Origin of the sequence: Shewanella sp. SM23, from assembly GCF_025654295.1 — a bacterium.
GTDB classification, from domain to species: domain Bacteria; phylum Pseudomonadota; class Gammaproteobacteria; order Enterobacterales; family Shewanellaceae; genus Shewanella; species Shewanella oncorhynchi.
The window spans coordinates 34980-61911 of record NZ_JAKKRM010000023.1; the positions used below are offsets into that span (position 1 = coordinate 34980).

Annotated in this window: 22 protein-coding genes and 1 pseudogene; 14 read left to right on the top strand and 9 right to left on the bottom strand. The window is 46.1% G+C overall.

Annotation, left to right across the window (positions count from 1 at the left end):
• Window positions 1-2: 2 nt before the first annotated feature.
• The 3 genes from gluQRS to sfsA all read right to left on the bottom strand — a co-directional run bounded on the left by gluQRS (window position 3) and on the right by sfsA (window position 2398).
• The gene (gluQRS, locus tag L5L98_RS20020) at window positions 3-917 is read right to left on the bottom strand and encodes a tRNA glutamyl-Q(34) synthetase GluQRS (protein WP_263143077.1); all 915 of its coding nucleotides are present in this window, start codon (window positions 915-917) and stop codon (window positions 3-5) included.
• Between the two features lie 169 nt (window positions 918-1086).
• On the bottom strand, window positions 1087-1530 hold the full coding sequence (dksA, locus tag L5L98_RS20025; protein ID WP_006082967.1) for an RNA polymerase-binding protein DksA: 444 nt from the start codon (window positions 1528-1530) through the stop codon (window positions 1087-1089).
• 163 nt (window positions 1531-1693) lie between these two features.
• Window positions 1694-2398 carry a DNA/RNA nuclease SfsA gene (gene sfsA, locus L5L98_RS20030; RefSeq protein ID WP_263143079.1) on the bottom strand — a complete coding sequence of 235 codons (705 nt, stop codon included), beginning with the start codon at window positions 2396-2398 and terminating at the stop codon, window positions 1694-1696.
• 201 nt (window positions 2399-2599) lie between these two features.
• On the opposite strand from sfsA, the gene pepB reads away from it, so the two are divergent.
• Both pepB and L5L98_RS20040 read left to right on the top strand, forming a co-directional pair.
• On the top strand, window positions 2600-3892 hold the full coding sequence (pepB, locus tag L5L98_RS20035) for an aminopeptidase PepB (RefSeq protein ID WP_198572876.1): 1293 nt from the start codon (window positions 2600-2602) through the stop codon (window positions 3890-3892).
• A gap of 206 nt (window positions 3893-4098) precedes the next feature.
• On the top strand, window positions 4099-4608 hold the full coding sequence (locus tag L5L98_RS20040; protein ID WP_263143102.1) for a GNAT family N-acetyltransferase: 510 nt from the start codon (window positions 4099-4101) through the stop codon (window positions 4606-4608).
• Window positions 4609-5436: 828 nt separating this feature from the next.
• Here the strand turns inward: L5L98_RS20040 and L5L98_RS20045 are convergent.
• The 3 genes from L5L98_RS20045 to L5L98_RS20055 all read right to left on the bottom strand — a co-directional run bounded on the left by L5L98_RS20045 (window position 5437) and on the right by L5L98_RS20055 (window position 7687).
• Entirely contained in the window at window positions 5437-6324 is an 888-nt protein-coding gene (locus L5L98_RS20045; protein WP_011847692.1) for a phosphoribulokinase, read from the bottom strand.
• A gap of 90 nt (window positions 6325-6414) precedes the next feature.
• Window positions 6415-6660 (bottom strand): YheU family protein, encoded by a 246-nt coding sequence (locus L5L98_RS20050; RefSeq protein ID WP_173497284.1) that lies wholly within the window; start codon window positions 6658-6660, stop codon window positions 6415-6417.
• Window positions 6644-7687, bottom strand: a complete 1044-nt coding sequence (locus L5L98_RS20055; protein ID WP_263143080.1) for a hydrolase — start codon at window positions 7685-7687, stop codon at window positions 6644-6646. The genes L5L98_RS20050 and L5L98_RS20055 overlap by 17 nt, the downstream gene beginning before the upstream one ends.
• A gap of 188 nt (window positions 7688-7875) precedes the next feature.
• On the opposite strand from L5L98_RS20055, the gene L5L98_RS20060 reads away from it, so the two are divergent.
• The 3 genes from L5L98_RS20060 to L5L98_RS20070 all read left to right on the top strand — a co-directional run bounded on the left by L5L98_RS20060 (window position 7876) and on the right by L5L98_RS20070 (window position 10509).
• Window positions 7876-8382 (top strand): TAT leader-containing periplasmic protein, encoded by a 507-nt coding sequence (locus L5L98_RS20060; RefSeq protein ID WP_263143082.1) that lies wholly within the window; start codon window positions 7876-7878, stop codon window positions 8380-8382.
• A gap of 69 nt (window positions 8383-8451) precedes the next feature.
• Window positions 8452-10047, top strand: coding sequence for a GMC family oxidoreductase (locus L5L98_RS20065; protein WP_263143083.1), 1596 nt, complete (start codon window positions 8452-8454; stop codon window positions 10045-10047).
• 51 nt (window positions 10048-10098) lie between these two features.
• Window positions 10099-10509 carry a GFA family protein gene (locus L5L98_RS20070; RefSeq protein ID WP_263143085.1) on the top strand — a complete coding sequence of 137 codons (411 nt, stop codon included), beginning with the start codon at window positions 10099-10101 and terminating at the stop codon, window positions 10507-10509.
• A gap of 79 nt (window positions 10510-10588) precedes the next feature.
• On the opposite strand, the gene L5L98_RS20075 is transcribed toward L5L98_RS20070, so the two are convergent.
• Both L5L98_RS20075 and L5L98_RS20080 read right to left on the bottom strand, forming a co-directional pair.
• Window positions 10589-11050 (bottom strand): TIGR02444 family protein, encoded by a 462-nt coding sequence (locus tag L5L98_RS20075; protein WP_212600455.1) that lies wholly within the window; start codon window positions 11048-11050, stop codon window positions 10589-10591.
• A 54-nt stretch (window positions 11051-11104) separates the two neighbouring features.
• Window positions 11105-13018 carry an ABC transporter ATP-binding protein gene (locus L5L98_RS20080; RefSeq protein WP_263143086.1) on the bottom strand — a complete coding sequence of 638 codons (1914 nt, stop codon included), beginning with the start codon at window positions 13016-13018 and terminating at the stop codon, window positions 11105-11107.
• Window positions 13019-13271: 253 nt separating this feature from the next.
• Here L5L98_RS20080 and L5L98_RS20085 point away from each other — a divergent pair, with 253 nt between their 5' ends.
• The 9 genes from L5L98_RS20085 (at window position 13272) to L5L98_RS20125 (ending at window position 26612) form a co-directional block, all read left to right on the top strand.
• The gene (locus L5L98_RS20085) at window positions 13272-13475 is read left to right on the top strand and encodes a YheV family putative zinc ribbon protein (RefSeq protein WP_012088350.1); all 204 of its coding nucleotides are present in this window, start codon (window positions 13272-13274) and stop codon (window positions 13473-13475) included.
• A gap of 273 nt (window positions 13476-13748) precedes the next feature.
• On the top strand, window positions 13749-13934 hold the full coding sequence (locus L5L98_RS20090) for a hypothetical protein (RefSeq protein WP_131526099.1): 186 nt from the start codon (window positions 13749-13751) through the stop codon (window positions 13932-13934).
• 530 nt (window positions 13935-14464) lie between these two features.
• Entirely contained in the window at window positions 14465-14926 is a 462-nt protein-coding gene (locus L5L98_RS20095; RefSeq protein WP_025008846.1) for an SMI1/KNR4 family protein, read from the top strand.
• A gap of 489 nt (window positions 14927-15415) precedes the next feature.
• A complete protein-coding gene (locus L5L98_RS20100) occupies window positions 15416-16114 on the top strand; it encodes a DUF2931 family protein (RefSeq protein WP_011919828.1) in 699 nt (232 codons plus the stop codon).
• A gap of 8 nt (window positions 16115-16122) precedes the next feature.
• Window positions 16123-16296, top strand: coding sequence for a hypothetical protein (locus L5L98_RS20105; protein ID WP_156471675.1), 174 nt, complete (start codon window positions 16123-16125; stop codon window positions 16294-16296).
• 201 nt (window positions 16297-16497) lie between these two features.
• On the top strand, window positions 16498-17094 hold the full coding sequence (locus L5L98_RS20110; RefSeq protein ID WP_263143092.1) for a tyrosine-type recombinase/integrase: 597 nt from the start codon (window positions 16498-16500) through the stop codon (window positions 17092-17094).
• Between the two features lie 153 nt (window positions 17095-17247).
• Window positions 17248-24588 (top strand): SpvB/TcaC N-terminal domain-containing protein, encoded by a 7341-nt coding sequence (locus tag L5L98_RS20115; RefSeq protein WP_263143095.1) that lies wholly within the window; start codon window positions 17248-17250, stop codon window positions 24586-24588.
• Window positions 24589-24591: 3 nt separating this feature from the next.
• Window positions 24592-24945 (top strand): immunity 8 family protein, encoded by a 354-nt coding sequence (locus L5L98_RS20120; RefSeq protein WP_263143098.1) that lies wholly within the window; start codon window positions 24592-24594, stop codon window positions 24943-24945.
• Window positions 24946-25739: 794 nt separating this feature from the next.
• A complete protein-coding gene (locus tag L5L98_RS20125) occupies window positions 25740-26612 on the top strand; it encodes a pirin family protein (RefSeq protein WP_263143100.1) in 873 nt (290 codons plus the stop codon).
• 83 nt (window positions 26613-26695) lie between these two features.
• Here L5L98_RS20125 and L5L98_RS20130 read toward each other — a convergent pair.
• Window positions 26696-26932, bottom strand: a pseudogene (locus L5L98_RS20130) (IS4 family transposase); the annotation flags it as partial.

Here is a 26932-nt window from a genome sequence, read left to right on the forward strand (position 1 = left end):
TATCAGGGCTCGATCAGTATCTCAGATTGTTGCGGTATAGTGGATAATTGAAACTGATCCACGGCTTGAGCGAGCATTTGCGCCACAGAGCCGCGGGTTTCGACGGGGGGTTGGCCTAAAAATGTCAGTGCCGCATTGAGGCTCGCCTGTGGATTAAGTGTATCAATTGCCTGTGCATGATTCTGTTTTGAGAGCTTAAAGCCTTTACTTATGCAGGCGAGTGGCAAGTGCAGCCATTGCGGTGTGGCTAAACCAAAGCTTTGATACAAACTCAGTTGGCGACAACTGGCCTCGATTAAGTCGCAGCCTCGAACCACTTCGGTGATCCCTTGATAAGCATCGTCGAGTACCACGGCCAGTTGATAGGCGTACAGATCATCACTGCGTTTGATGATGAAATCCTCTGCGGCAAAATGGCTATCAACGCAAATATGGCCCATTAGATTGTCATCAAATTCTTGCACTTGCGCCGTGTTGACGATTCGCACCGCACCCGACCTAACAAGATTTGCAGACTGGGTTTGTGGCAATCGGTGGCAGCGGCCATCGTAGACGCCGCCCATGGCTTGAATTTGCTTGCGACTACATTGGCAAAAATAGGCTTTATCTTGGGCGAGCAGCGAGTCAATTTGCGCTTGATAAGCCGCTGTGCGCTGGCTTTGATACAGAGGCACATCATCCCACTCAAATCCATAGGCTTCTAAGGTGCGTAAGATATCATCGGCGGCGCCTTTGACTTCCCGCGGTGGGTCTATATCTTCGATGCGAATTAGCCATTTACCCTGTTGTGAGCGGGCGCGCAGATAACTGCCAAGGGCGGCGATAAGCGAACCAAAGTGCAAGGCACCCGAAGGCGAAGGCGCAAAGCGGCCGACATAGGGCTGGCTGGATAAATCGGAATGTAATGGCTTTGACATAACAACTAGATGGCGTTTTAAAGTCGCGACGGTAAAAGTGGATGTATTTTAGAGGGATGCCAAGAGAAAAGCGAATCGGGGTAAATTGGAGTGAGCTCGGCTTTAGCTCGTCGAGTTTACGAGTTGCTAGAAACAAATAGGCGGGGAAATCCCCGCCCAGTATGCTTGATTAACCAGCCATTTGTTTCTCTTTGATCTCTGCAAGCGTTTTACAGTCGATGCATTGATCTGCTGTTGGACGCGCTTCGAGACGGCGGATGCCGATTTCGATACCGCAAGAATCACAGAAGCCGAAATCGTCTTCTTCAATTTTTTGCAGTGTTTTTTCGATTTTTTTGATCAGCTTACGTTCTCTATCGCGAGCACGAAGTTCGAGGCTGAACTCTTCTTCTTGTGCTGCACGGTCAACAGGATCGGGAAAGTTTGCGGCTTCGTCCTGCATGTGGCTAAGAGTACGGTCGACCTCTTCACGCAACTGATTGCGCCAAGCTTCAAGAATTGTCTTGAAGTGACCCAGTTGCTTAGCGTTCATATACTCCTCACCCGGCTTTTCCTGGTAAGGATTTACACCTGCGATAGCGAGTACGCCAAGTTTTTTGGTGCCTTCAGGCATAACGCATCTCCTGTAATCATTTGCGTTTGTAGGGCGTCCTTAAGAACGGCCGCTATCTATAGCAGAATCTTCACATCGAGGCAAACTTTTCATTCTGCTTTGATTGAATTTTTTGACTATGTTCGCTAATTCAAATGAAATCAAATTTAACTCAGCCTTAACATCATACTCGTACATCGCAGGCTTGGGCTAGGTGAATCTCTGTAGGGGAGATTTTACAGCGATAGGCTAGCACTTCAACGCCGGCTAACACAGCCATTTTCAGTAACTTAGCATATTCAGGGTCGATATGTGCTGCGGGGGCAACACTGAATATTTCACTGTGCTGCACCACAAATAGCAATACGGCTCTATGGCCTTGGCTCACCATGTGCATCAATTCACGTAAATGTTTTTGACCGCGTAGGCTCACAGCATCGGGAAAATAACCTTGGCCATCTTCGAGCAAAGTACAACTTTTGACTTCTATATAACAGGCGGGTTTTTGAGCACCCTGTAGCAGGATATCGATGCGACTATTTTCATCACCGTATTTGACTTCACGGCTTAGGCTATCATAACCCGTGAGTTCCTTGATGATACCTTTATTGATGGCTTCTTCGGCTAAGGTATTCGCCTGACCCGAGTGGATACCGATTAAGCCTGCATCTGGCGTGGTCATTAGTTCCCACGTATAGGCATATTTACGTTTAGGGTTATCAGAGGTAGAAAACCACACGGTTTCACCGGGATACAGGCAATTACGCATAGAGCCGGTATTGGGGCAATGTAGGGTGATCTCACTGCCATCGCTTAGCTGCACATCTGCCAGAAAACGCTTATAGCGGCGCAATAAAATGCCCTGTTGTAGCGGCGGTGTAAATTCCATAGGTAGACCTATCTCGGCTGTTCTAGGTCGCAAAGCCTAGCAAATTTCGCAAATGTTTACAGATTTTACTTGAGTAACTTCAGCCAATCGCTTTGCGTCATCGCCTGCTAGCAGTAAACTGCCGCCATAAAGTTTGTTCTGATTGCTGATTGATTGTTCTGATTGATTGTTCTAAAACGAATCGAAAAATAAGGATCCCTAATGAGTGAACTAAAAGTAACTGAATTGATGAAAGTGCAATTAACCAAAGAAGCACCCGCCGCGCACTGGGGCAAGGCTGATGTGACTTATACTGCCGACGGTGCGCAAATTCATTTAGCGGGTGGCGATGAGCTACGTCAAATTCAAATGGCGGCCCGTAAACTGCGCAGTCAAGGCATTAGCAGTGTGGAATTAGCTGGGCAGTTTTGGGATCTCAATAGCCAATGGGTATTTGCCCAAGGTTTCGCGACGGCAAAACCAGGCTATCAAATCCATTGGTGTGGTGATGAGTCTGTGCAAGCAGAATTGCAACGTCGACTCGATGTGGCGACTTTTGCCCGTCAACTGATCAACGATACGCCTGAGAACCTGTCGCCAGTGAAACTCGCCCAGCAAGCCGCAAAATGGTTGGCTGACGTTGGTGGCGACAAGGTGAGTTATCGGATTATCGAAGGTGAAGCGCTGCTTGAAGAACAGTGGATTGGTATCCATGCCGTCGGTCGCGGCAGTGAGCGTCCACCGGCAATGTTAGAGTTAGACTTCAACCCATTAGCCGCCGATGCACCTGTGTCTGTGGCGCTTGTGGGTAAAGGGATTACCTTTGATTCTGGCGGCTACAGTATCAAAGCTTCTGAAGGCATGTTAGGCATGAAATGCGATATGGGCGGCGCGGCGACTGTGACTGCAGCACTTGGTTTAGCGATCAAGTCTGGCCTCAACAAACGCGTTAAACTCTTCTTATGTTGTGCTGAAAACTTGATCAGCGGTCGCGCCTATAAGTTAGGTGATATTCTGACCTACAAAAATGGTGTAACAGTTGAAGTGGTGAACACAGATGCGGAAGGGCGTCTAGTGTTGGCCGATGGCCTACAAGCCGCTTCTGCTACAGGCGCACCTTTTATTATCGATGCAGCGACCCTTACAGGCGCCGCTGTGATGGCGGTGGGTTCTAACTACAACGCGATTTTCTCGCCACAGGCGGATGTGTTGCAACTGGCCCAGCAAAAAGCCACTAGCGTTGCCGAGCGCGTATGGCCGCTGCCGCTGGATCCTTGGCACAAAGAAATGTGTCCATCTGCCTATGCTGACACCGCAAACAGCCGCGCAATGAAAGGCGGTGGTGCAGGTGGTGCTTCTAATGCCGCTGGTTTCTTATGGCGTTTCGTGTCACCCGAAGCTAAATGGTTACACGTTGATTTAGCGGGCGCTTTTGAAGATTCAGCTTCTGCCATGTGGGGCGCGGGTGCAACGACCCACGGCGTATTGACTATTAGTGAATTGATTAAAGGCTAAGCCTAGCTAGTGAATTGGTTAAAGGCTAAGCCTAGCGCTAAGACTAAGTCAGATATGTTAGCTAAGATCCATTAAGATTCTGTAGCTTTGATTAAAACCGCCTACGGGCGGTTTTTTATTGGTTGAAAGATTAGAACACTCGTTTACTTGGCGTTTTAGCGGCTTCATGGCATGTTATGGCTGAGCATTTTTAATTGGAAAACATGATGATAACTATACGAAAAGCAACGAAAGCGGATGCTCAGGCCTGCTGGGATATCCGCAATGCGGCTATCAATAAGGGCTGCGCTGGATTTTATGATGCGGGCGATCTGGTGATTTGGACCGAGGGCGAACTGACCGAGCAATTTAGCCGTATCGTCGATGCACATTTTTATGTGGCAGAGTTGTCCTCTGACGAGTCGCAGCTTAAGACTGTGGTCGGCACTGCCATGTTGGATGAACCCTATGCCCAGTTAGAAGCCTTGTTTGTTTCCCCCGATGCTATGGGGTTAGGTGTCGGTAAAGTGCTGCTGCAATTTATTGAAACTATGGCTTTTAATCAGGGGATTGCCCAACTCAGATTAGAATCAACTTTAAATGCGGTGGATTTCTATCGCCACTGTGGTTTTGGTGGTGAAGGCTTAGAGGAGGAATCTATCTACTGTTCGCCCAGAGGAATAGCCTTAGAGTGCATGGTGATGTATAAAAATCTAGGGCGGTCTTTGGCCTGTTAGGGCGCAGTAAAAAACGCTGCTGCTAGAACGCCGCGTTGCGGCTACGGATAACGGCACGCAGCAAACTGCTACAGAACGTCACTTTTTGACTCACGATTTATGCAACAGGCTTTGCTCTTACGGTGAGCGCAGCGTTCTGTGAGTGAGTTTACGAACGTTCTGTTTTCCTAGAATCTAGAGCCTAGAACCTATTTTCTGAGAGGTTGCTGGCATACTCAAGGAAATCAAGCATGAATGCGGAATTAACTTATATAGTTTCGTTAAAAAGGTTGCTGACATACTCAAGGAAATCGACAGATCAAGTATGGATGTGGAATTAACTTTGAAGATTTAGAGTTTAAGATAAGGTTGCTGACATATTCGAGGGAATCAACAGATCAAGCATAGATGTGGAATTCATTCTTCATAAAAGGTTGCTGACATACTCAAGGAAATCAACAGATCAAGTATGGATGTGGAATTAACTCTGAAGACTTAAAGTTACGTTAAAAGGTTGCTGACATACTCAAGGGAATCAAGAGATCAAGCATAGATGTGGAATTCATTCTTCATATAAGGTTGCTGACATACTCAAGGAAATCGACAAATCAAGTATGGATGTGGAATTAACTTATAGTTTCGTTAAAAAGGTTGCTGACATACTCAAGGAAATCAACAGATCAAGATGGGGGAATTAACTCCCAAGAGTATGCCAACTATCGTTCTTTCGCCTGAAATCCCGATGCCGACAAGATTAGCGCTAGTGGCTTAAATAAAACTTAATCCATTGCAAAAAAAGACTTTATTTCCTTAGCCTTTAGTCAAACTTACCCGTAAATCCTCAAGGTTTCAGTTCGCCTCTGGGGTATTAAGTTGTTGACGTTTTTCCATCAAATCTTTAATCAAAGGCGTGAGGATCAGCTCCATCGCCAGCGACATTTTGCCGCCGGGGACGACGAGTGTGTTGACCCGTGACATAAATGAACCTTGGATCATATTGAGGTAATAGGGGAAGTCGACATTATTGATACCGCGGAAGCGGATCACCACAAAGCTCTCATCTAAGCTCGGAATATCTTTGGCACTAAATGGGTTAGAGGTATCGACCGTCGGTACTCGTTGAAAGTTAATGTGAGTGCGGGAGAACTGCGGCGTCATGTGCTTAATATAATCATCCATACTGCGCACAATCGAGCCCATGACTTTTTCACGGCTGTGACCACGCTCCGAAGTATCGCGGATAATTTTTTGGATCCACTCTAAGTTGACTATGGGGACCATGCCGATCAGCAAGTCCACATGCTGGGCGACATTGGCATCACCAGTAACTACGCCGCCATGTAAGCCTTCGTAGTAGAGCATATCGGTATTTTCAGGTAGTGGTCGCCATTGAGTAAAAGTGCCGGGCATCTGGTTAAAAGGCACTGCCTCATCGAAGGTGTGTAAATAGCTGCGGGTTTCACCTTGGCCTGTGGTGCTGTAATCGCGAAAGCATTGTTCTAAACGAGCAAAGTTATTAGCCTCTGGGCCAAAATAGCTAAGATTGCGGTTTTCAGCTTGGGATTTGCGGATCATGACTTCCATTTCGGCGCGGGTAAAATGATGAAAACTGTCGCCTTCGACAAAGGCGGCGTTGATCCCGAGTTGGCGAAAAATATGGCTAAAGGCGGTAGTAGTCGTGGTGGTTCCCGCGCCTGATGAGCCTGTAACTGCAATAATGGGATGTTTTGCTGACATTTTTTCTACCTAGCTAGGAACCAAAAGAGCCGCTTATGGGTAAGCGATAAAAACGCGAGTACTATTTATACGGTACAGAGGTAGGACTGGTCAATCTTGCTGCTGTGCTATTTGATCCGCTGAACGTATGGCGAAGGATTCATCGTCTTCACTGTACTCTAATTTCAGCTTGCCTTGCTTAAGTGCTTGTTGACATTGGATTATAGCTTGAGCAAGCTCCTGCTCATCGAGACTGGCAAAGCTGCCATCCTCCACTTGACCGAAGAGATATTCGCGGATCACATTGGCGAGCGTTTCCTTGGGGAGTTGTAACAGGGTTTCATAGGGAATGAGCATCGGTGTTTCCTTGGGTGATATTGTCGCCGTTGATTGGGTCTGCGCTAAGTGAGTCAACACTTTGATCGCCTAATAAAAAATGTAAAATCCGTCGCTCAAGGTAGAAGCGCGGTTTCCAAGGTGTACCGCCTTCGATAAAGCCAACATGACCGCCATAGGGATGCAGTTCGTATTCTACATAACCCGATAATTGGTTTGGCTGGGGGATCACTTCATCGGTCATAAAGGGATCGTCCTTAGCATGTATGATGAGCGTCGGTTTAGTTATACGGCTAACAAAGGGTAAGCCACTGGCACGCGTATAGTAATCGTCGACGCCGTCAAAGCCGTGTAATGGTGCTGTGACTTTATCGTCAAAATCATAGAAGGTATTTAAACGGTCGACCTGCAACTGGCTCAGCGGCATAGAGATGGCTAAGTCGGGATCGTTCAGCTTATGGCTGATTTTTTGCTGCAACTGTTTGATTAAATAGCTTTGATATACTTTCGAAAAACCATTTTCTAAACGTTTTGCGCAGGCGGACAATTGCAGCGGCGCCGAGACAACCACTGCGCGAGCTAATAAACTGTCATCCTGATATTCGCCCTGATACTTAGTCAGTACATTGCCGCCTAAGCTGTAACCTACGGCTAATAAGGGCGATTGCGGATACGCGCTTTTCAGTGTCGATAGACTAAACTGTAAATCGTCCGTGTCACCACTGTGATAACTGCGCGCAAGGCGATTGGCCTCACCCGAGCAACTTCTGTGATGGTGCACGACGGCTGCGAGTTGCTGTTCTTTACAGGCTTGCAGTATCCGCCGCGCATAATGGGACTGACCACTTCCTTCTAAGCCGTGGATGATCACCACGATCGGTTTGCCAGACTGCGGAAAATCCTGCCAATCTAAATCGACAAAATCGCCATCGGGCAACTCTAAGCGCTGCCGCTGTAATGCTGGTTTGGCCACTTTAGTGAATACGGGTAAAATCGTTTGTACATGGGGACTCTTGGCCCACCAAGGCGGCATAAAGGAATTTGGCATGGGTGTTTATCTTGGTATCGGCTATTGCTGAAAATTAAAACGTGTGTTTAATTTATATCCAAGCGACTTCAAAATGCTGAAATTCTTATTTTGAGGTCGCTTGGATATAAACTCGTGGGCAGTGTAGCACAATTGTTTTTTATGCTGATATTTAGGCCGACATTTAGATTGATATTTAGGAGATAGAGATGAAGCGACGAACCTTTTTTATGGGCGCGTTTGCCGGTACGGCGGCGTTAGCCTTAGGGGTCAATCTCTATTCTCCTGAGTTTAGTTTGCCCGAAGATAGCGAAGGCAAAGATTATCGTTTGTTGTTTAGCGTGCTTTTACCTGTGATGCTCGACGGTGCTTTGCCGGATGTGGCAACCCATAAGCTTGCGGCGCAAAATCGCACTTTAGATGCCATCAAACAGTCCATTTCTGTGCTACCCGAGGAGCAGCAAACCGAGTTATTTGAACTGCTCGATATGCTCGAAAATCGTCTTGGTTTACTGGTACTCACCTCGAGCATGACGCCGCTATTGATGCGCTCTCCCGCCGAGTTAACTGATATGTTAGAAACCTGGCGCCACAGTTATTTTGCTTTGTTACAAACGGCTTATCTTGGATTGCGGGAATTAGTAATGGCAAGTTACTACGCTTGTCCTGAGCACTGGAGCCGCCTGCATTATGCCAAGCCTGAACTGTTCAAATAGCGAGTCCATTTTTAACCTAATCAAACGCCGAATAATAAGCATCTTACCCGCGACAGTGGAGCACTCAAGTTGGCAATCATAGATCCTATAGTGAATGGTTTAAACTCTGGTTGGTTGCACACTGATGCGAGCCAATTGCAAGAAAACCAGCAGTTTGAAGCCGATGTGATTATTGTCGGCACAGGTGCTGGCGGCGGTGTGGCGGCTGAAATCCTTACCCAAGCAGGGCTGAGCGTGATCATGATTGAGGCGGGACCGCTAAAATCCTCCAGCGATTTTAATATGGAAGAGCGGGTCGCTTACCCCAACTTGTATCAACAAGCTGCGGCGATGAAAACCGCCGATAAGGCGATTGGCATTTTTCAAGGCCGCGCAGTCGGTGGCTCAACCACAGTTAACTGGACCACTTCTATTCGCACTCCGACCGAGGCGTTAGCCTTTTGGGCGCAACATAAATCGGTTGTTGGGCTTAATCGCGAGAGTTTAGATCCTTGGTTTGAGCAAATGGAACAACGGCTCAACATTCATGAATGGAATTATGAGCCTAATCGCAATAATGCCGCCCTGAAGCAAGGTTGTATCAATCTTGGCTGGGAATACACAGTGATTAAACGCAATGTGGCGGGTTGTTGGAATACCGGCTATTGCGGCATGGGTTGTCCGGTCAATGCGAAGCAATCTATGCTAGTCACCACGATTCCCGCGGCACTTGAGAAAGGTGCGCAGCTGATCAGTCGCGCTAAAGTGACTAAGATTGAGCACCATAATGGTCAAGTGTTTGCGTTAAAGGCGCAGGCGTTGGATGTGAATTTACGACCCACTGACGTTGAGCTGTTATTTAAGGCTAAACATTATATTTTGAGTGCGGGTGCTATCCATACACCGACGATTTTGATGCGTTCGCAAGTGCCCGATCCCCACCAACTTTTGGGTAAACGCACCTTTTTACATCCTACTTTGTTATCTGGCGGCGTATTTGCCGATTCGATCAATGGCCATAGCGGTGCGCCGCAATCTATCTATTCCGATGAATTTGTATGGAACAATGGCGCCGATGGTGAGCTGGGTTATAAACTCGAAGTGCCGCCGGTGCACCCGATTTTAATTGCCTCTAAAACTTTAGGTTATGGTACGATCCATGCTGAATTAATGTCACAATTCAATCAGTTACAAGTGACTATCGCTTTGATTCGCGATGGCTATCATACCGACAGTCAAGGCGGTGAAGTACACTTAACGGATAAGGGTTTTGCTTTAGATTATCCGCTGACCGATGCCTTTTGGCGGGCCGCGAGACGCGCTTTTGCCAGCATGGCGGAGTTACAATTCTCGGCGGGCGCCTTAAAAGTGTTGCCGATCAGCGATGGTATGCCTTACTTATCTTCGTGGAAAGACGCTAAAGAGAGCATTGCGCAGATGTCACTCGCGCCACTGCGCACTATCGTCGCATCGGCGCACGTGATGGGCGGTTGTCCCTTCGGCGAAGATGAAAAGCTTTCTATGGTCAACAGTTATGGTCAGTCGCACTATTTAGAGAATTTATCTGTAATGGATGGGTCTATCTTCCCGACCAGCCTTGGCGCTAACCCGCAGCTGTCGATTTATGGCATCACGGCGCGTAATGCCACCGCACTCGCACAGAAGCTCACTGACGGTAAAGCCTGATGTTATCTTATCAAAATGCAGCTTAGCTTGATAAAGCTTGATGGGGTGTGAATGTCTGAAAACATATTACGGGAAGGTGGTTGCTTATGCGGCGCGATTCGTTATCAGATTGAAGGTGAACCCTTTGATGCGGATTATTGCCACTGCCGTTCGTGCCAAAAAAGCACGGGCTCTGCATTTGGGGCTTGGATGGATTTTAAACTCAGCCAAGTGATTTGGCTTAAAGGTCAGGTGACTGAGTTTGCATCGTCTGAGTTTATTCGCCGTGGATTTTGTGACCAATGCGGTACATCGTTAACTTACCGACATACTCAATATCCCGATTATTTGACCTTGAGCATAGCGAGTCTGGACGATGCTAATCAAGTTCAGCCTAAGTACCATATTTATACTGAGAGTCAGCTGAACTGGTTGGTGATCGAGGATGACTGTGAACGCTATCCGCAAGGCCGCAGCTGTTAGCGGCTCAGATGATCATAGCGTTAATTTGATTGAGTTTGAGCTAACATGGTTGAGCTTGTTTTAACTTGATTAACTTAGATCAGGGCGCAATGAGGCCGATTTCGTTGGCGTCAATGTCACTGAGTCCAAACAGGCTTAAGTAGCTCACTAGATTTGTCGCTTGGCCGTTTGGGCTGAGTTCATTGAGTTTATTTAAGATGGTTCGCTGCGCTTTACGTTCCATCATCAGCTCAACGGCGAGCATCTGCTGATACTCTTGCTCATTCAGGCTGGATTTAGCGAGTTTACGTAATTTGCGATAGGGCGTGAGAAACCTTTCATCCCATTCACCTACGGCAGTCATCAGTGCTTGCCATTGGTCCGTGCTGTATTGCTGCGGCCCAGACACATCCATAGTGATATCTAAATATTGTGCCAGTAGCAGTAGATTGACGTTCACCTGACAGCTATTTTGCAATTCGAGACAGAGCGCTTTGTTTTGCGCATAGCTCATATCACACCATTGCCAGAGTTGACTGTCGAACTGGGTTAAAACCGCCATACTATTTCCTTGTATTGCCGCTGCTACTGACTTTTATGTAAAAGAACGCTGGAGTTATTGTTGCTCCATGACCTCTTGCTCCATTGCATCTATCTCTTCTTGCAACTCGAGCCATTGCATTTCACTGTCTTCTAAGGTTTGCGTCAAGCTCGTTCGCTCGGTTAATACCGAGGTTAGCTTGGCTTTGTTATCTTGATCATACAATTCGCTATCGGCCAGCAAGTGCTCTAGCTCGGCGAGGCGTTCGCTCAGCTTTTGTTGCTCGGTTTCTAACTTAGTTTGTTTGCGCTTGAGCGGCGATACCTTTTGGCGGATCTCGGCCTCGAGGCGTTTTTGCTGTTTTTTATCGGCGGCAGGTTTGATCTCGTCGCTGGTGCTGTTTTGATTCGAGTTGGCTTTCGCCGCATCGAGCAACCATTGGTGATAATCGTCTAAGTCACCGTCGAAGGCACGTACTTCACCTTGATCGACCAGATAATAATCACTACAGGTTAAACGCAGTAAATGCCTATCATGCGAGACGACAACCATAGCGCCTTCAAAGGTTTGCAATGCCATTGTCAGGGCGTGGCGCATCTCTAAGTCTAAATGGTTGGTGGGTTCATCGAGCAGCAATAGGTTAGGGCGTTGCCAAACTAATAGCGCTAACACTAAACGGGCTTTCTCGCCGCCAGAAAAGGGGCGCACAGGTGAAAGCGCCATATCGCCGTTAAAACCAAAACCGCCTAAGAAGTTGCGTAGCTCTTGCTCTCTGGCATTGGGTGCCAGACGTACTAAATGCTGCATCGGCGTATCGTCGAGGCGCAAAAATTCGATTTGATGCTGGGCAAAGTAACCGATATTGACGCCAGGGTTAGGTTCATACAAACCTGTCATTGGCGATAATTGACCCGATAACAGCTTAATTAATGTCGATTTACCCGCGCCGTTACGGCCGAGTAAACCAATGCGCGCACCCGGTACTAAGTTTAAATGCACCTTGCTCAGGATTGGCTTATCGCTATAACCGATAGCGACTTGCTCCATCTTAATCAGCGGATTGGGTAGGGCTTCTGGAGCACGAAACTCCATATAAAAGGGGCTATCGGCTTGAGACGGCAACAACTCAGTCATGCGCTCTAGTGCCTTTAAGCGGCTCTGCGCTTGTTTGGCTTTACTTGCCTTGTAACGGAAACGGTCAACGAAGGACTGCATGTGCGCACGTTCTTTTTGTTGGCGTTCGAAGGCAACCTGTTGTTGCGACATACGTTCGGCACGAATGCGCTCAAAGGCACTGTAATTGCCTTTGTAGAAATTGAGTTTTTGATTTTCAACGTGGACGATTTCATCAACGATTTCATCGATAAAGTCCCTATCATGGCTGATTAAAATCAGCGTGCCTTGATAGGACTTAATCCAACCTTCGAGCCAGTACATGGTATCTAAGTCTAAGTGGTTGGTTGGTTCGTCGAGGAGCAATAAGTCAGAGCGGCACAGCAGCGCTTGGGCTAAGTTGAGGCGCATACGCCAACCACCCGAAAAGCTTTTTACTGGATTGCTTTGCTCGGCTTCACTAAAGCCCAAACCCGCTAACAATGAACCCGCGCGCGAATGAATCGCATAACCACCGATAGCGTCGATTTTGCCGTGTAAGAGTGCGATGGCATTGCCGTCGTTATCTTCTTGGGCCTTGTGTAATAAGGCTTCTAATTGACGATATTCGCTATCGCCATCGATCACATATTCCAGTGCCGAGACGTCGAGCGCAGGGGTTTCTTGGGCCACAGTGGCAATTTGCCAGCCAGAAGGCAGACTAAATTCACCTTTATCTAGGCTTAAGTGACCTAAAATTAATGCGAGCAGTGAGGATTTGCCTGTGCCGTTAGCACCGACTAAACCGACCTTATGGCCGGGATAAATCGTGAGAGAGGTCTCATCTAGCAGGGTTTTGCTGCCACGGATTAATTGCGCTTGGTTGATGCTGATCATTGACTACAACTTGGTTAGAACGTGAATTCGTCAGGGCACAGATAATAGCGTACAACCCAGTTTCAAACCACAGCCTGACCCGATAACTCGGACAATTATTCGACTTTTCAGGATGATCTTTAGCGAATCGCATCACATCGACCTAAGACCTCATACTTTCAGGTAACACTGGCATTCAATCATCAGTGTGGCAAAATAGCGGCAATTTCTTCGGCCGAGTCCCTTGGCCCTGCTATCTGGTCCTTTATCTATTATGACAAACACTAAAATCAAAAAGCGTTTCGTAGCCGGTGCTAAGTGCCCAAAATGTAGCGCCAAAGACAGCATTTTACTCTACAAGGAAAACGGCATCGAAACCGTTGAATGCACAGAGTGTGATTACCGTGAACAGCAAACCGATGAAAAGGTGACAGAAAAAGCCACCGGCGCGGTGATCGGCGTGTTTAAACCGGATTAGGTTGAAGATTTAATTCATCAAAGTTAGTTTCGTAAAAGATTCACAACATGTGCAGTGTCGATTGGCAATATTGCTCCAGTGACATGCCGCCTATTGTTTTTAAAATAAGCTTCCCTGAGGGCTCAACGGTGGCATTCATGCCACCTACGGTCACTTCCGTAATAATGCCAATCCTAACCAACCCTCTCGCTGCCCGTTCTGCGAAAAAGCTATGGCCCCAAAGCAAGATAACTTTGTTGTCAGTTTGCAGCATAAATTGTCATTGTTTCCCCTGTGACTCGCCATAAACTCGTCCCTGAGGGCTCGACGACGGCATCCATGCCGCCAACGGTCACAGTTGCAACAATGCCAATCTTAATTAACCCTATCGCTGTTCGATTAGCTAAAAAGCTATTGCCCCAAAGCGTGTTTGAAATGGATATCTATCGAGGTTTAGCCATTTGTATTTGCCCTCAATAATCTAATATTAGCTTTAATAGAGTGGCCAGACTCGCTATACCATTACAGTGAGTATCCCTGGAGGTGAATGGATGGTAGGAGCCTCTAGCTGGGAAGGTGAAGTCGCTGACCTATTCCGAGGTGATATTGCTGAGATCCGCATTGTTGATAGGCCGTTGCCAGCGTCTGAATGGCTTAATGCTCAATAATATATAGTACAGCTAAATTAGAGGTGGCAGATTAGCTGCCATCCATATCAAATAATGATATTTCAACACATGAACCAGATGAAGTAAGTCTGGTTCATTGAATCATAGATTAATAAACGCAAAGTCACAGCGTGTCATTATAATTGGGACAAGAAGCTAATTGCTTCAAGCTCCAAAAACTAATATCGATAGAACCTCCCTCCATGAACTTGCCTAGAGTCAATAAACTTGTAACATGCCGTGTAGGTTATGAATATGCAGCTTTTGAGAAGCTACTTAACCATTGCAGTCTGTAGTTTGAAGCTGGTCAATACGCAGCCGTCTAACAAATAAGGAAGAATCGTGAAAATCTTGGAATTACAAATAGAACGAGGCATAGAACTGCCAAGCGATTATCTTGAGTTTGTCGCAGGTATCGACGCTGGCGAAGATTACTGTTTTAACGAATACCCAGATGAATACCCTGAATTCAAGGGAAGGTGCTGGGCATTTTTTGACGAAGAGTTACTTTGTGAAAACATTAAAATGTCAGGAGTAGGCAATGCTCCAGCACATCGACAATTGGAACTATATCTAAAATGCTACCAAGAGTTCTCGAACAGTGAGTTTGTTCACTCATCAGAGGGTAAGCTTCCTATAAACAGAGTAGCCAATGGGTTTGTTGTTGCAGAAGAAAACGGGGATCTATTGTACTTAGACCCAGAAGACAACTTCTCAGTATGGATATTCCATCATGATGGTAGTGATGTTAAAAAGGTATCAAATTCAATGAGCGAGTGGCTGGCTCGTACCACTAACGCTTAACAAGTCGAAACGCTCTGGCTGAAGCATTGCACTAATTAAATGTTAGGTGTCTGAAAATATGAATCGAAATACGTACCACATTATCGTTACATGGAGAGAAGGAGACTCTTCTATTCAGTCATTAAATGAAGATGACTTTGAGTCTATGCGACGAGGCATGATCGATGGGGGATTTAACAATCTTCAAATTGAGTGGTACGAATCAGGCAACTTAAATCTACCAGATCGAGTTTTGGTTTTCGTATATTGGGAAAATCCGGACACCGCGCCGGATTATGAACAGGTGCGTAAATGGGGCAGAGAAATAGCAGAATCGCACCGCATATAGGGCCCTAGGATGCAGATGAAATGAAACGGGGCGAAGCGTATTAATTTAGTGATCTCAGTACACTTGCGCTACAGCGCGGATACCGGGCTAGTCAGTATCCACAATAGAATGGGTGAAAAAGAGGTTAGCAAGATGACGGGTAACCAAAAGGGAGGTTATTAATGCGCTGGATACTATTATTGCTGCTGTTGCCATTGACCACAGCTTGTCAGACTGTTCCAACTGAGCCAAAAAATCTAGAGTGGCGCCATATGGTGGGTTCCAACTCAGATGAACTTTGGGTAACCGAGGTACTCTTTTATCGTCAGGGTAAGTTGGTGGATGCCTCAACCAATGGTTCTGCCGGATTTTTCGGGGCTGAAGGGTTAAAAGAAAAAGACTATCGCTGGAGTATTTCTAAAGGAAGTCACACCACACGGCCGATTCCGGACCTGGTGGAGCTAGAGTGGATTTCATTTCACGACAAGAAGCGCTATCGCATAAGTTTGACGTTGCCAGCAGAGTTAGAAAGCATAATTGCGCAACCTTATCGCTTCAAAGTGAGGGATGTGTGGCGTGAAGAGCGTCGTAGGAATATTGGGCTGGGTATGGCGACCGGAGGTTATGTCGAGGCGTTTTTAACCAATGCCAAAGTGAAGCCTGATATCCTGCTGGCTAGGGGGATTGCTAAGGAAATGCAAACCTCGCAAGACAAGGAAAATCCCATCACCAAAGTCTACAAAGTGTGGTTCGACGATTTTGATAAAGCATATCGTGATGCCTATCAACAGTACCCTACACCCAGTGGCATGGCCTGGGCTCCAATCATGGACGCTTACCGCGCTGCACAACCCAAAACAGATACAAACCCCGTGCAATGATGATATCAATGAACTGGATACTCTTACTGCAGCTATTGCCATTGACCATAGCTTGTCACGCCGGTCCATCTGGGATAAAAATCAAGAGTGACGCCATATGGTCGGTTCCAATTTGGATGAACTTTGGGTTACCCACCAAACTGAATAAAAAACTGCTACCGCAACAAAGCCAATTCCTTTAGCATCATTTATACCAATTGACACGGATGTAGCTACTGGCAAGTCCAAAACGCAATTTATGCCCCAAAGCAATTTAGCACTCCATGTTTAGACACCGCTTTAATTTCATTTATACATGAGATTTTATAATCCATATGTGTCCAATTAAGCGCACCATTTCCTAAAATTTAAGTGTTTATTCATCACAACCTGAGGAGGTTTATATGGACGCTTGGAATAAAGGTCATCCCATGGGACAAAAACGACCTTTTAAATTGGAAGAGATTTGGCGCATTCGTACTCGTTTGGAGTTAGAACATAATATTGCTGAGTTAGCGTTACTTAATCTGGCGATTGATTCAAAATTGCGAGCCTGTGACTTATTACACTTGAAGGTCCAAGACATTACCTCATCTGGCATCATCAATCCGCGAGTGCGATTAACACAGCGTAAAACCCATCGTGACGTTCAGTTTGAAATTACCCCAAAAACTCAGCACAGCCTGACGTCTTGGTTGCTCGAAAAGGGATTAACCGCTGAGGATTATCTATTTCCTAGCCCAAGGAGTATTCATCAGCCGATGAGTTATAGCTATTACCGATCGAGGGTAAAAAACTGGGCGAGTCAATTAGGGCAGAATAGTGAATTGTATGGCACGCACTCGTTGCGTAGAACCAAGGCGACATTAATTTATCGTCGAACCAAGGATATTCGGGCGATTCAAATCTTGCTTGGACATGTCAAGCTGGATAACACCGTGCGCTATTTAGGTGTCGAAATTGAAGATGCACTGCGGATTTCAGAAGCTATTGAAGTATAAACTTATCAAGTGTGATTATGATTAAAACATCATAGCTGCACTGTTTTGAAAGTAAAATAAAACCAAATAAAGTGTTTTCACTTTGTTGCTAAGGGGTGTTTATTTTTGTATTGTGATTTGACAAAAAAAGGATCTTGAACTAAAGGGAATGTCATGTTGCCACTGTGGACGCTGCGCCGTAAATCATCTTTTGCCGCTTTTATGTTATTGCTTGGACTGGTATGGCTAACACCGAGTTATGCGGCGTTGACGAAACCGAAGGTTGAGATAGACCCTGTATTACCAAACATTCCTTTACCTGTGGATGCACCGACTCTTTCCGGCAGTCGATTTACGTCAATTGTAGAGTTACGTTGGGGGATTGATTGTTCCGTCACTGCCGTTAATATCCAGGAGTCACTTGATGGCAGCGCTTGGACGAATGTATACAGTGGATTGGGCCAAGCTGATAATGGTGTTGTAGCCTATAAATCGTTTGCTGTTGGTGGCACGGTTTGTTCTGGTGGCTGGTCTTGGAAACGAATATTACAGTTGCCCAACAAGACTCTCTCTAGATATTACTACCGAATCAATGCTTGTAAAGGTTCATTGTGTAGCGCTTATAGCCCCTCTATTCTTGTTGGCAGCCCTTCTGCGCCGACAACTCTAACGATACCAACTTCGATCTCCGCACCAGCAACCAATGCAACTGGGGCTTTTAGTGTTTCTTGGTCGAGCGTCAGTGGTGCTGCGCGTTATGAGTTACAGCAACGAGTGAATGGTGGCGCTTGGGTCGCTAAGTATTCAGGAACGGCCACAAATTATGCGTTGTCGGGGCTCACTTCTGGCACCTATCAGTATCAAGTGCGTGCTTGCACTACAGCGTGCAGTGCTTGGAAGTTATCGAGCAATACGCAGGTGACTTTGCCCTTGCTTGGCAGTGATTGGAAAAATTTATCTCGGGTGTCTGTTGCAGATGCCGGCGGCAGTGACACTGCACCTTCTGATGCTGTAGATCTCAATGCTGCATCGGTTAAAGGGCAAGCTGGCGTATCGGGTGGTCAAGCTAGTTATCAAATTCCCATCGATTTACCGCCAGGACGTAATGGCGTTCAGCCATCTGTATCGCTTAGCTATAACTCCCAAGGGGGTAATGGCATTTTAGGTGTGGGTTGGTCACTCAATGCAGGGTCAAGCATTAGTCGCTGCGGTGCAACTTTTGCCCAAGATGGTTTTACTCGTGCAGTCACCTTTAGTGCCTCAACTGATCGATTGTGCCTCGATGGTCAGCGTTTGATTGCCATTACAGGCACCTATGGCACAGGTAATACCGAATATCGTACTGAGATGGACTCCTTCGTTAAAGTGGTTCAGCACGGCAATATCAATGACAGTAATAGTAGTTTTACTGTCTATAAACCTGATGGAAATTCGGCAACCTATGGTGCAAATGCTAATAGTCGCTTTGTGCCGGGTGGGTTAAGTACTGTATTAAGCTGGAAAGTAACCCAAGAGTCGCACTCAAATGGTGCTAATACAATAGATTATAAGTATGACGACTCGGTCGCAGGCGAGCACCTTCTAAGTCAGATTTTTTATACGGGTGGAAATGGTATTCTAGGCGATCGTAATGTCGAATTTATATACGAACTGCGACCAGATGAATCTCATCTTTATTTAGGCGGAGGAAAGATATCAAGTTCACATAGATTGGCTTTTATTAAAACATATAACAGTTCGAATTTGGTTGTAAGTTATGGTGTCCGTTATATTGTTAGCGATAATAGTAATCGGAGTTTCTTGGAGTTTATTGAAAGTTGTGATCGCAAAGATAATTGTTCAAGTGGAAGTCATTTTGGGTGGTTTGATGGTAAAGCTAAATTTAAACTTGAGCCAACAGGTTTTACTAGAGATGGTAATTTCCAACGAACTTATAAAGATAAAGTAATTATTGAAAGTATTATTCCTAGTGGTGACTTTGATGGTGATGGTACGTTGGATTTTCCAGAGTACAACACAAATGCGGAAGGGGAATATACTAAGGGTAATAGCAATAGACTTGACTCTTGTATTTTGGATACTAGTCTGCAAATGTTTCATTGCGTTAGCCCTGATATAGATAATGATGGACGCACTGATAGGTTGTCAGTAGCTGATGATGAAACACTGGTTGTTAATTATGCGGATGGAAAGGTTGTCAGAACAAAAATAAAATTAAAGCAAAGTGATCCAACTCAGGGTAGTTATGGAAATAAAGTGGATTTTGTTCGATATTCCGGCGATTTTAACGGTGACGGTTATATTGATTTAGTTGTCTCAAAGGTATTTGATTATAAGTTAAATAGACGAAATTTCTATCTGTATCTGCACAATAAAAATCCTGAACAACCTTATGATGACACAGGTGTGTATCTAGGTTGTGGTCTGTGTTTAGTTGAAGATAACAGAGGGCGAAACCGTAAAATTGGTACTACGACATTAGAATTTCCAGGTGATATAGATGGAAATGGCTTGCCTGATATCGCTGTCATGAATCATTGGAATCAATTGGAGGTCGGCACTGTACAGGGGAATTCTTCATTTATAGAAATTGATGAAGTATATGTTGATTCTGTAAAGTTGAATCAGTCAATGTCGACAGTTTTGTTTTCAAACTTAAATGTATCTTCATTAAATAATGAACACAGCTATTCATTTTTCGCTGATGTTACTGGTGATTCGCTTCCTGACTTATTAGATTTGTCAAATGGATTTGTTAGGGTTAATAAAGGTGGCTCTTTTTCTGAACCAAAAAAAAGCTTTAAGCTGCCTAGTGTTGAGTGGTTGCAATATTCTCCTGATGGTCATGAGTTACTTGAAGGGAATAAATTGTATTTTAATGATGCTATGTTAGTTTATGATATAGATTCAGATGGTTCTGTAGATCTTTTAGTGCCAGATAAAGTAGCCGTTGCTTCATGTGCAAAAATATGGGAGTTTAAGCACGGTGGTGGAAGTAACCCTAATCAGACTATGACACCTAAAACTCTATGTGGTAGGGATATTTATGGAACCTATAAGTCTGATCCTTATGATTACAACGTTCGATCTCCTATACCTTGGGATATAAAAGATGAGAGTTTATATTATTTAAAAAAGATAAATTTAAAACTTACAGACAATGATGATATTGTTATTAGCGAAGAGAATACTGATTTTATTTCCTCCGCGCGCAAAGCTACGGTTGTAGATGTGCATGGTAATGGTACGCAAGACTTATTATTTATGTATGGCAGCCGTTATAGCAACCCTAAAGAAAATACTTATAATTGGTATCCATCAGGTGCTGCAAATGGTACACCGTTCAGTGGCAAAGATTATGGTGCGTATTTCTATCGTAACTATGGCTCAGGTTCAGGCGCTTCTGGTAGCGATTACCAACCAGTAGATTATCTACAATCTGTTACGGATGGATTGGGTAATAAAAGTGAGTGGCGTTATCGCCCACTGTCAACCGGTGAAGGCAGTGCCGGGCAAAATAAACTCTATACCACAGACCATAATGAAGTCGGCTCCGGCTATGTGCATTTCGCCTCCAGCATGTATGTGGTGCAGTCGTTTAAGCAAAGCGACGGTCAGAATGGAGACAACGAAACCCAGTATGCTTATAAAGGCGCGATGTATAACCTGCAAGGGCGAGGCTTTACCGGGTTTAATCAAATCTGGGAAAAGGATATGCAGCGGGATAAGACGGTGCATAGCATTTTTGAGCAGAAGTTTCCGCGTGTAGGGCTATTAACCTCACAGACAGTGACAGTGGGTTCCACCACAGTGAATCAAGTCAACAATACTTGGGTAGATAATCCACAGCATAAGGCAAGCCTGGTGCGCAGTAAGGGGGTGTACCATAACATTCAGACCAGCTCGCTGCAGAGGTCCTGGGATCTGGATGGGGGCTTGATGTCAGAGATAAAGCAGACAGTAGGAACTGGCTCGGCCGACGTGGATGAGTGGGGCAATATCAAGAAGCACACACAAAAGCTTACGGATTACATTAAAGGTCAAGCTAACGCCTATACCAATACCACTGAAACCAGTTTTGCCGTTGATACTAACAACTGGTGGCTTAACAAATTTAATGAGATACGCACCAGCCACGATACCGTTCAGCGCGCTTGGGGAGATGATCCTGTAGGCACAAGTGATAAAGCACAATGGCAACTCCAAACGGTGAATACGTGGGACAATGTGCATAAATTGCCCACGCAAGTGACTTATACTGCCAGTAACACCAGTTGTAATCGCGTCGAGCAAACCGGCTTAAACAGCTATGGTTTACCGCTCTGGACTAAAAGCACTGGGCAAAGTAGTGCGTGTACTGCCATCACGGCGAGACAAAACAACTTTACCTACACCAAAGACGGTAAAACTCAAGTTGACGATGGCTATCTGCCTTACAAAGTCACCAATGCTAAAGGTCATATCACCACTACCGAATACGATATGGGGCTAGGACTTCCCATTAAAGTGGTCGCGCCCAATAATATCGTGACCCAAACCGAGTACGACGGTATCGGTCGTCCAGTACAAGTGCAGCAGACGGGCAGTCCGACACGTTATCTGCGTTATTTACTAGCGAATGAAGGTAATAACGCTCCACAGGATAATGATCACGTTCCCGTTGTGATGACCCGCACGAGTGGGGCGGGGATGCCTGAAACTGAGCAGTATTTTGACGGACAAGGTCGCTTACTGCGCACCGCCACGCAAGGTTTTGATGGCGGTTATCAATACCAAGACAAGCATTATGATGCGTTAGGGCGCATGACCCGAGATTCAACGCTCTACGGTAATGGCACCGCTGCCGACTATACCGAGTTTAGTGACTTTGATGCGCTCGATAGACCTATCAGACGCACGATTCCTAATGGTCGTTCTGGCGGGCTGGAGTCGATTTATACCTATAATGGCTTGACAACCAATATTAATGTTGAAGGTCGCACTATGTCGCGCACCTATGGCAGTCAAGGTTGGTTGTATGAAACGGTGGATGCGCAAGATGGTACCAACCGTTTTGCTTATGATGGCGCGGGTCGGCCTTTAGTTATCCGAGATGCCAACTATGCAGTCACAGGCAAGGACATCAACGCCACCTACAACGGTTTTGGACATAAAACGCAGGTAATAGACCCTAACCAAGGTACCACAGTCTTTGGGTATAACACCTTAGGTGAGCTTGATAAGCAAACCGATGCCAACGGTGTGGTGCAAACTTATGTGCTTGATGTGCTGGGTCGTATCACTAGCAAAACCACTACAGACGGCAGCGCCCCGGGCACCGCTACCTTTGTGTGGGATACACTCAAACAAGGCATGTTGACCTCTGAAACTGAAAATGGCGTTACCCGCAACTATAGCTATACGGCGGCACTGCAACTGGCGCAAACCACGATTGCCGTTGATGGCGTGAGTCGTACAGTTAAACATCAGTACGATGGCTTTTATGGTCGTCCTAAGGCATTGGAATACCCTAATGGTTTGACTCTTAAATATGGCTATAACGATTACGGCTACCTTGAGCAGACCAGCAACGCTGCCTCAGGCTATTTGTATCGTCAAATCACGGCTATGGATGAGGCTGGACATATTACCGGCGCAAACTTAGCCAACAGAGTGATGTCTGAATCACGGGTTTATTACAGTGAAGGCACAATGTCGAGTGTGGAAGTGGATGGGCCATTAGGCCTTATTCACGGTCATTACTATGACGGTTACGATGACTTTATGAACCTCACCAGTGAGCGTAATGGTGTCACTGGGCTAGTCAAAAGTTATCGTTATGACACGCTTAATCGCCTAACGGAGTATCAGTTTAGCAATACCAATCCGACCTTTAGTGCCACGGTTAACTATGCCTACGATAAGGTCGGGAACTTCCTTAAGAAAACCGACTACAGTGCCAATAGCACCACTGCCTACCGCTATGGCGGCAGCGCCTGTGGTTACAAGCCAAACGCAGTGTGCCAGCTAGATAAACTCAATGGCACCACGGTGAGTTTTCAATACGATAATCGCGGCAATTTGCGTGTGGGTGATGGCCTCACCATGACCTACAATGGCATGGATAAACCGCTGAGCGTCTCGGGCCGTGGTGCCACCACCAGTTTTGTCTATGGCAGCGACAGTATGCGCGCCAAGCAAAGCCGCACGGTCGGCAGTGCAACGACAACCACTTATTATGCCGATAAGTACTATGAAGCAGACAGTGATGGTAGCTGGCGTGCTTACTTAGACGACATTGCGGTACTCAGCTATACCTCACAGCGTGGTCATTTGCTGCAATTTACTCTCAAGGACCGCCTCGGCAGTGCAACCACCCTAGCGGACCAAAATGGCAATATTGTTAGCCAGCGCTATTTTGACCCCTTTGGTCGCACCACCGATTTGGGTATCAACCATAAGCTGGATATCCAAAATAAAAACACGACACTTTCTCAACTACAGGATTTAGCGGTCACCAATAAGAATCGCCGTGGTTTTACCGACCACGAGCATCTGAATGAACAGCAGTTAATTCATATGAACGGGCGGATTTACGACTATAACCTAGGTAGGTTTATGAGCGTGGACCCGTTTATACAAGCGCCTACGTCAACCCAGAGCGTGAATCCCTACTCCTATATCATGAACAACCCCATGTCTGGTATAGATCCAACGGGCTACTGTTCAACGGACGATACGCTGAAAGGTTGTGCCGATGGCTTGGAAGCGGGGAAAACTGAAGCCATCACCAATGCGGACGGCAAAACCGTTGGCCATATCGGCAAGGATAGCCAAGGTAATGTGCATATCAGTAATGGTTCCAGCAAAGGTCAAGCCGCCGTTGCCAGCTCAATAGCCAATACTGGTAAGACTGCTGATATTGGATCCCAGCAGCAGATTGCTAAAGGCGGGGGGGGGAGCAATAATACAGGAATAGGTACTGATGATAGCGGCATCTTTGCTAAAAACTGTTATGATTGCCGCTACTTGCATGGAAATGAAGGTGGGGCCTTGGGCGGTGGGAATATTCCAGGCCTGACAACCCAAGAACAATCAGAGGCAGTTGCCGAAGGGTCTGGCGAGGCTCTTATGGCTGCAACAGCCATCGCTCCCATACCATCCCTAGGTAAAATCAAGGCGGTAGAAAAAGCCGTCGAACTCATAGGCAAGGCCAGATTACCTGGAGTTGCAAAGAGTGCAGGGAAGGAAATTGGAATACTGCGTGACGCAGCCAAAGGTAAAGGTAATTTTGGTTTAGGCTCGGGAACGAGGGCTGAAGCAGACAAACTTGGTAAAGCTTGGGTCGGTGATGGAGCAAGGGTTGCCAGCGATGGTAAAACTCTGGTTAGTAAAGACGGCCTCAAGGTTTACCGTTCACCATCTGCAAAGCCTAATAGTCCTCATGCGACTACAGGAGTTCAAGCTAATTTTGAAAGAAAAATAGAGGTTGGTGGTCGCCCAATCAGCAATGGTCACTTGGATATATTGGATTAGAAAATGCGAGCACAGCTAAAAGAATTTTACTCTTTAGATTTTGATCTAAATTCATATTGGCCAGATGAATCTGACAATTTTGGCTTTTGGGTGCGGGCTATGATTGGCCCTGAAGGCGAAGAAGGTGCAGAATCTTTTGATATGCAGATATGCACTCCAGAGTGGCTAAAATCCAAACACTCGGATAACGAAGTTGTCTTTGGTAGTCACATGTTGATTGTTTTTGAGTATGACTTGGACAGAATAAAAAACAAGGTGTCTAGTTATTGCAATAGCTGTTCTGGCAAGACTTGGCAAGAGATAGCAGAGAAGTTAAGCCGGATCGGATATTGGGAATTTGAGGATTATACGGAATGAGGTATAGCCGATTCGGTGGAGGCTGTTCATAATTCGGTGTGCTTCGTTGTCATCAGCTTCCCAAAATCGTCGGGATCTTTCGGCCATAACACTTTGTGCTAATCAGCCCCATTTCCTCGGGGCTTTTTTCTTGCCTGAAACTGGGCAATCCGAGCAGCAGCCTGGGCAGCCGTTGCCAGTAGAAGAGTTCAGTCTGTAACAGCCGTGTGGGCAACTTGGTGCAGCGCCGCCAATCTGGCGGCACTGGCGCAATTGAGCATTTCTACTGTTCATGAGTGATCACTTCTACTGCTTTGAGCTGCTCAGCCTGCTGCGAGTTTTGACCAAATGAGTTTTGGAGATCACTCGCTTAAGTTCATGCAAGAAAATGGATAGCTTGTTTATCGGGTTTAATACTAACGTTCAATAATCGCCTTACAAATATTAATCCGAAACCAATGAATTAGAGTAAAAAATCTAGCAAGGTTTTGTCCCAAAGTATGTTGCGTATGTCTTGTAAATCTACAGATTACGCGAATGCTCGAAAGGTGCGCCATGGTGATTAGCGAGACGACCGTCCGCCCCATGGGCGGACTGTCTGTGAGTCGACGAGTAAATGCCATGGCAAACCTGTTTGAGTGGATATCAGCAATCTACCGTTCTATTTTTTCGAATGTTTAGGCCGTGATTTCGCGTTATTCTTTTGTAAACTTCCTTGTTATTCTGCCTCCATCAGCAAAGCGTTTGCGTCTTGTGTTAGCCGTACGGTCTTGGCGTTTCACGTATCGCTTTGCTCAACCGATAGGAGAGCAGCAATGAAAGTATTAAGTCAGTTTTCCGCCAAAGCCGCGATGGATGGCGATGGGGTCAATATTCGCCGTGTCGCCGATTTTGTGACGACTAAATTTGATCCTTTCTTGATGATCGACGAAATAAAATCCGATGATGAACAAGACTTTATTGGCGGTTTCCCCGCACATCCCCATCGCGGGATGGAGACCTTTACTTATATTCGTAAGGGCGGTTTTGAGCACCGTGACCAAATGGGTAATGTGAAGGCGATTCGTGCCGGCGATGTGCAGTGGATGAGTACAGGGTTCGGTGTAGTGCATTCTGAAATGCCACTTGCCGATGCTGTCGATGGTCTGCATGGATTTCAAATTTGGGTCAATATGCCCGCCAAAGACAAGCTGCGTCCAGCTAAGTATCAAGATACTGCGGGTAGCGCGAGCGTTGAAGTGACCAATAACACTGGCGCTAGCTTAAAAGCCTTAGCGGGTGATTGGGGCTTTAAAGATCAGCCGCTTATTAGTGCGGCTATTCAAGGATTAGCGGGTGAGGCTGCTATTGCTGATTTAAGTCTATCGCCAAATGCTGAGGCCACGCTCGATTTGTCTCAACATGAGTTTGTCGCCTTGTACTTGTACCAAGGTGACTTAAGTAAAGGTGAAGATTCACAGTGGTCATCTGCTTCAAATCAACATCATCAGGGCGAGTTTTTAGTGCTCGATAGCCAAAGTGTGCTTAAGCTTAAAGCGGATGAGCGCGGCGCTGGGATGCTACTGTTTGCGGGTAAACCTATCCGTGAAAAAATCGTCCAGATGGGTCCCTTTGTGATGAACACCCAAGCGGAGATTCAGCAGGCGATTCGCGATTACCAAGAAGGGCGTTTCGGCCAGATCGCGTAATTTGTTAAATCTGCCGCACTGAGCTAATTCTAAATCCAAGCCTAAATTTAAGTTTAAGCCCTGTATTCCTATCTGTCTCTTGATCACATCTTTTGCTCAAGAGACAAGGCTAGCTGGTAACCTTCAAGGATGGTTTGCAGTTTAAACCATCCTTGCCATAACCTTTCCCAGCCTACAATTCCGCTTCGTTTGCTGTCATTCCAGCCCGCGAGTTTTCCTAATCTTAGATAAGCCCAATGCACACTGGGGACTTGTTCGGGCGGTTGGCTTTTTTCCGTCTTTAGCCATAACAACTTCCAGGCCAATGGGCTTAACAGGCT

Bases quoted from the DNA above. Each gene is read 5' to 3' on its own strand.
- L5L98_RS20125 (WP_263143100.1), top strand. From the start codon at position 25,740: ATGAAAGTATTAAGTCAGTTTTCCGCCAAAGCCGCGATGGATGGCGAT.
- L5L98_RS20120 (WP_263143098.1), top strand. From the start codon at position 24,592: ATGCGAGCACAGCTAAAAGAATTTTACTCTTTAGATTTTGATCTAAAT.
- L5L98_RS20100 (WP_011919828.1), top strand. From the start codon at position 15,416: ATGCGCTGGATACTATTATTGCTGCTGTTGCCATTGACCACAGCTTGT.
- L5L98_RS20115 (WP_263143095.1), top strand. From the start codon at position 17,248: ATGTTGCCACTGTGGACGCTGCGCCGTAAATCATCTTTTGCCGCTTTT.
- pepB (WP_198572876.1), top strand. From the start codon at position 2,600: ATGAGTGAACTAAAAGTAACTGAATTGATGAAAGTGCAATTAACCAAA.
- gluQRS (WP_263143077.1), bottom strand. From the start codon at position 917: ATGTCAAAGCCATTACATTCCGATTTATCCAGCCAGCCCTATGTCGGC.
- L5L98_RS20040 (WP_263143102.1), top strand. From the start codon at position 4,099: ATGATAACTATACGAAAAGCAACGAAAGCGGATGCTCAGGCCTGCTGG.
- L5L98_RS20070 (WP_263143085.1), top strand. From the start codon at position 10,099: ATGTCTGAAAACATATTACGGGAAGGTGGTTGCTTATGCGGCGCGATT.
- L5L98_RS20055 (WP_263143080.1), bottom strand. From the start codon at position 7,687: ATGCCAAATTCCTTTATGCCGCCTTGGTGGGCCAAGAGTCCCCATGTA.
- L5L98_RS20085 (WP_012088350.1), top strand. From the start codon at position 13,272: ATGACAAACACTAAAATCAAAAAGCGTTTCGTAGCCGGTGCTAAGTGC.
- dksA (WP_006082967.1), bottom strand. From the start codon at position 1,530: ATGCCTGAAGGCACCAAAAAACTTGGCGTACTCGCTATCGCAGGTGTA.
- L5L98_RS20105 (WP_156471675.1), top strand. From the start codon at position 16,123: ATGAACTGGATACTCTTACTGCAGCTATTGCCATTGACCATAGCTTGT.
- L5L98_RS20045 (WP_011847692.1), bottom strand. From the start codon at position 6,324: ATGTCAGCAAAACATCCCATTATTGCAGTTACAGGCTCATCAGGCGCG.
- L5L98_RS20050 (WP_173497284.1), bottom strand. From the start codon at position 6,660: ATGCTCATTCCCTATGAAACCCTGTTACAACTCCCCAAGGAAACGCTC.
- L5L98_RS20060 (WP_263143082.1), top strand. From the start codon at position 7,876: ATGAAGCGACGAACCTTTTTTATGGGCGCGTTTGCCGGTACGGCGGCG.
- sfsA (WP_263143079.1), bottom strand. From the start codon at position 2,398: ATGGAATTTACACCGCCGCTACAACAGGGCATTTTATTGCGCCGCTAT.
- L5L98_RS20080 (WP_263143086.1), bottom strand. From the start codon at position 13,018: ATGATCAGCATCAACCAAGCGCAATTAATCCGTGGCAGCAAAACCCTG.
- L5L98_RS20075 (WP_212600455.1), bottom strand. From the start codon at position 11,050: ATGGCGGTTTTAACCCAGTTCGACAGTCAACTCTGGCAATGGTGTGAT.
- L5L98_RS20110 (WP_263143092.1), top strand. From the start codon at position 16,498: ATGGACGCTTGGAATAAAGGTCATCCCATGGGACAAAAACGACCTTTT.